Annotated in this window: 2 protein-coding genes and 2 pseudogenes; 3 read left to right on the forward strand and 1 reads right to left on the reverse strand. The window is 54.7% G+C overall.

Annotated features, from left to right (window positions below):
- The 3 genes and pseudogenes from ABX962_RS28560 to ABX962_RS28570 all read left to right on the forward strand — a co-directional run.
- Positions 1-1121, forward strand: a pseudogene (locus tag ABX962_RS28560) (hypothetical protein); the annotation flags it as partial.
- Between the two features lie 9 nt (positions 1122-1130).
- Positions 1131-2621 carry a hypothetical protein gene (locus ABX962_RS28565; RefSeq protein ID WP_372724583.1) on the forward strand — a complete coding sequence of 497 codons (1491 nt, stop codon included), beginning with the start codon at positions 1131-1133 and terminating at the stop codon, positions 2619-2621.
- Between the two features lie 80 nt (positions 2622-2701).
- Positions 2702-5032, forward strand: coding sequence for a hypothetical protein (locus ABX962_RS28570; RefSeq protein WP_372724585.1), 2331 nt, complete (start codon positions 2702-2704; stop codon positions 5030-5032).
- Positions 5033-5335: 303 nt separating this feature from the next.
- Here ABX962_RS28570 and ABX962_RS28575 read toward each other — a convergent pair.
- Positions 5336-5649: pseudogene (locus tag ABX962_RS28575) on the reverse strand (hypothetical protein); the annotation flags it as partial.

The following is a 5649-nucleotide window of genomic DNA, read 5'->3' on the forward strand; positions in this document are numbered from 1 at the left end:
ATCGCTCGATTCGGCCTTATATGAAAACCCGGATGCCTCAGTACGGCGCTGCCAACGTGAATCGTCTGATCGAACTGCTTCAATCGCACGATCGACTTTCCGATACGGAGTTTGCGGAGGTCGATGACGCAAAAGAAATGCAAGAGCAGGGGTTAAAAATCGCGGGGAACCAAGGACTTAACTGTGTTGCCTGCCATACGTTCCGGTACGAACAATCCGACACGATGCCCGCCGTCGACTTGACGGAAATGGCAGAGCGATTGAAGAAGGATTGGTTTTACCAGTACATGCTTGACCCACCGCGATTTAGCCCCAACACCGTGATGCCATCGTTCTGGCCTAACGGAAAAGCCATCCGGCCCGACATCGCCGGGAACGCCAAAACCCAAGTCGAAGCGCTGTGGCAATACCTGCTCGAAGGTCGACAAGCACGTGCCCCACGCGGTTTGATCGCGGAACCGCTAAAGCTTGTTGCCAACGACGAAGCCGTCATGCTCCGCCGCAGTTATCCGGAGATCGGGAAACGCGGCATCGGTGTCGGCTACCCGAATCAGGTCAATCTAGCATTCGATGCCGAACAGATGCGTTTGGCAATGATCTGGAAAGGTGAGTTTGCGGATCCAAGCGGAGTCTGGCGAGGCCAAGGACATGGCACGGTACGACCGCTGGGCGATAACCTGATCCGCTTTGATCGAGGTCCTGAAATCGATGACCCGGTATCCCCTTGGATCGTGGACGATGGCCGGCCTCCGCACCATCGATTCAAAGGCTACTCGCTTGATGAAAAGATGCGTCCGCAATTCAACTACGAATTTGCCAACGTGGTCGTCAATGATTACTACGTCGACATGCTGGACTCTGCGACAAACGATCCCTACATCCGCCGCATCCTGACGCTAAAGTCCGGCTCCGGTGAAACGAACATCATGTTTCGAGCTGCCACGGGAAAGACGATCGAACGATCCGGCGACGGCAGTTTCCTTGTCGACGATCGTCTACAGATACACATCGACGAAAAACACACAGGCTCGATCGTGGATCAACCCGATGCCCAACACCTTCGCATCCCATTGAAGGTGAACGCAGACGAGCAGCAATTGATCCTGGAATACAGGTGGTAAGGAATTGAAATGAGAATCCTGATTGTTTTCATCCTGATGCTTTGTTCTGTGGGAGCACTCCGCGCCGAACCGTTGGGAGAGTACTGGGGAACCGCAGAACAGGAAGCCAAGTACTATCGCATCGTTGACATTCCTTTCCCCGACGAGATGGCGATGGAAGCAAGCAGCTTCGACGTGCTGCCGGACAATCGATTGGCGATCGGGACGCGTCGGGGTGAGATCTACTTGGTCAACGGCGCGATGGACCAATACCCCGACACCAAGTTTCATCGGTATGCCGCAGGCCTGGATGAAATCATGGGACTGTCTTACCAGGACGGATCCTTTTTGGTCACGCAGCAAACCGAGGTAACGCGGATCACCGATACGGACCAGGATGGCCGAGCAGATCAATTCGATACACTTAGCGATATTTGGGGCTTCCGCAATTATCATGAATTCGCCTTTGGTTCCAAACCGGATCCTGAGGGCAACATTTGGGTCGCGTTGTGTTTGTCCGAATCCTATCGATCGAAGGTGCCGTTTCGCGGTTGGTGCGTGAAGGTAACGCCCGATGGCCAGACAATACCGGTGTGCAGCGGCATTCGAAGCCCGTGTGGCATTGGGCCGAATGAACACGGTGTCATGTTTTATGCCGAGAGCCAAGGCCCTTGGAACGGATCATGCTCGTTGAAGGTGCTGCAACCAGGTGGATTCATGGGACATCCCGTGAGCTTTAACTGGTACCCGCTGGCCAAAGAACTTGGCCCGGCCCCGGTCGTTCCCAATACACCATCGCGCTTACTCACCGAAACCAAAAGGGTGAAAGAGCTTGTTCCTTACGCGGTAGTGTTTCCATATCGAAAAATGGGACGATCGATTTCCGGCTTCATGGTCGATGACACCGGCGGCAAATTTGGACCGTTCGAAAACCAAATCTTCATTGGCGACTTTAGCCTCAGTGTGATGATGCGTGCGACCACCGAAAAGGTGAACGGGGTATGGCAAGGCGCCTGTTACCCGTTCCGAGAAGGTCTTGCGACGGGCCTGTTGGCGTGCCAGTTCACGCCGCGTGGCGACCTGATTGTCGGCGGCACCAATCGTGGCTGGCCGGTTCGCGGTCCACGACCTTATGCCTTGCAGCGACTTGATTGGACGGGCCTCGTGCCGTTTGAAGTAAAGGAAATTAATGCCCGTCCTGACGGCTTCTTGGTCACGTTCACCAAGCCGGTGGATCGTGAAATCGCTGCAATCCCCGAGTCCTACGAAGTCTCGACGTACACCCACATCTACCGACAAGCCTACGGCAGCCCTGAGGTCGACCACACCACGCCTCGAGTAACCGGTGCCACGGTATCCGCCGACGGATTGCAGGTGCATCTACAAATCGATGGCCTGGTCCAAGGGCACGTGCACGATTTTGACTTTCACAAAGTGCGGTCAAGCGAGAATGCTCCCCTGGTGCATTCCAATGCCTACTACACGCTGAACGAGATTCCGCAAGCGACAATCGCTGATTGAGTTCCAGTGGCAGAATGACTGGAAATAATAGAGCCGATGCTTACTTTTCGCCAAATCCAATTTTTAGAAGAGCGGTCCCCATGCAGTTGAAGACGCGGCATTCATGCTGGATTGTCATCCAAACGGTTCTCTGCGTGTTAGCAGCAGGCAAAGTGGATAATGTTCTCGCGGCAGACAGCGTGACCGATGCCGTCGATTGGCCTGCCATGCTCGCCCACCACGATCTCCGCTGGAACCGGCTGCCTCAAACATGGAAAGAGGCACCGTTTCTGGGCAACGGCGAACAGGGCACCATGATGTACCAGATCGACGAGAAAACGATTCGCTGGGACGTAGGAAACTCCGCAGCTCACGATCATCGTCCTTTTGAACAGGACGACTTTAACGAGAAGAATGCTCCGGTACTCAATCGCGGCCGGCATTTTATCGGCCATCTACGAGTGATCTTTCCCGAAGCTCTGGTCGCAAGTGATTCCAGGCTAAAGCTATGGGATGCAGAGGCCGTCGGAACCATTCATTCAGCGAATGGCGTGGCTCGGTGGACAACGTTAGTTCACGCCAGTGAACCGGTGATGCGACTGGAGCTTAGCACCGAAGGTGGGCTCGACGGAGCGAGATTCTCTTATGTCCCCGAACGAGCCACCAACCCTCGCGCCATTCGAGCCAAGACACCACGCGAACCTGCGAACCCGCCACCAGTGATTAATCAGTTTGCAGATGGTGTGCATGTGGCGGTACACAACCTGCATGCTGGCGGTCAGACCGCGGTGGCTTGGTTAACGGTGAAATCAGGTCAGCAGCAAACCCTTTGGCTAAGCGTCAAACACAGCTATCCCGAATCGGACGCTTCGTCGCAAGCGGTGTCGGCGGTGCGAAAGGCGGCAGCGGCCGACTCTACACAATGGATCACGCAACATCGCGATTGGTGGCACGATTATTATCGGCAAAGCTTTGTGGCGACCGGTGATCGTTTTTGGGACGCATTCTACTGGATCCAGCAATACAAGCTGGCTAGCGCCACTCGAGATAAAGGCTGGATCATCGACAACCAAGGTCCATGGCTACAACCCACTGCTTGGAACGCGATATGGTGGAATTTGAACGCTCAATTGTCGCACAGTGGATTTGCAACCGCAAATCGACGCGAGATGGGTTCGGCGATGAGTCACCGCTTGTACCTGTGCCGAGACAACCTGGCAAAAAATGTCGCCGTCCCCTACCAAGCCGACTCTTACGCACTGGGCCGCAATACTTCGGGTTGGGACTTGCTCGGTCACGCTGGGCAACCGGGTACCGGACGTCCTCCGATGGATGCAAGTATCAGCAGGGAATGTGGCAATTTGCTATGGGCATTACACAACGTCGATTTGGAGTGTCGATATTGGCAAGACACCTCACTGCGCGACCGGGTGCTTTATCCGTTGTTGGTACGTGCAGTGAACTATTATCGCCATTTTTTGAAAGAGGAAGCGGACGGCTATTTGCATTTGCCAGAGACATACAGTCCTGAATACCGACGGGCCGACGATTGCACGTACGACCTGGACCTGCTGCGATGGGGGAACGCTCGATTGCTTTCGCTTGCTGCGGAGATGGCGAAAACGGAAACGGACGAACCTTTGATCGCGACATGGCGAGAAATCGAGGCGAAACTTGTACCGACTCATGTCAACGAAACGGGGCGAATGATTGGACGTGGCGTCGCACTAACAGGGCGTCACCGGCACTTTTCCCATTTGCTGGCGATCTATCCCTTACACACACTTACACCTGACACCGATACAGACCGCGAGCTAATCAAAACGAGTCTGGACCATTGGCATAGCTTTGGCGGAGCGATGGCTGGCTATTCATTGACTGGCGGCGCGTGTTTGTCGGCGATCCTGGGAGATGGCGATCGCGCCTTGGATTTTCTCAATGGGTTGAAGCCATTTCTGCACGCGAACACATTTTACTCCGAAGCGGGTGGATTGCCCGTGATTGAAACTCCTTTGCATGGTGCTACCACGATCCAGGAGATGCTACTGCAATCTTGGGGAGGACGGTTGCGCATTTTTCCCGCTGTCCCGCAAAAGTGGAGCGACGTTCAGTTCCATCGACTCCGTGGCGAAGGCGCCTATTTGGTCAGTGCACGTCGCGAGCGAGGTGCGACGAAGTGGTTACACGTAACGGCGGAAGTCGGAGGCAGTGTCGAAGTTCAACCGCGATTGACGGACGCTCAGTGGGTTGGATCCGAGGGGGTGAAGGTCCAGCTCCTCGAGCCAGGCATCTACCAAGTCGACATGCCAAAGGATGGCCACGTGTTGTTTTGGCCGTCAGACAATCGGCAACCCGAGGTCAAGGTCACTTCGGTCCCCCGACATGGAAAAGAGCATCGCTTCGGGATCATCGACGAAGCCGTCAAAGACTAGGCCACATCCACCTCCAAAGTTGGTGCCAGCAAGTTGGTGCCAGCCACCATTGATATTAGTCAGTTGGTGCCAGGCACCTATCTGAAGTAGTCATCAATTTTACGTGGAGTTGACGACTGGCACTGCAACTTGAAGCACTTGCTTTTGCGCGAACCCGAACTTATAGCGATTCATTCGCGACGAAGACCTGCAACGATCGATACAACAGACGTAACCGGAGTAGGCATTTCGTCAAAACAATCGGCGTTCTGCTGACAATGCACCAAATCCTCGCATCACTCGAATGCTAGGAAATCCGTGACCCTAGACAAAGCATGCGGATGCGTTGGATTGGCCGCGGTGCCAATGATGCCCCGTACGCTCAGCATCGGCTTGCATCGACTCGGAGCGTCCCACACAAGTCGAGTGACCAAAATACTCTTTCCAGTGCCACACCAAGTCTTGCCACATCGATGCATCAACACCGAGCGCTGCAAGTGTTTTGGCTATACCCGCGGGGACAGTCGCTGCATCACCGCCGTGTTTGGCGGTCCAGCGGAGAAGTCGAAGATAGTCGCTAAGTGACAAACTCAGAAAGCCACGGTCACTGCTGCGAAAACCATCGGTGTGCGTTTGAG

The organism is Novipirellula sp. (assembly GCF_041583735.1).
Lineage (GTDB): Bacteria > Planctomycetota > Planctomycetia > Pirellulales > Pirellulaceae > Novipirellula.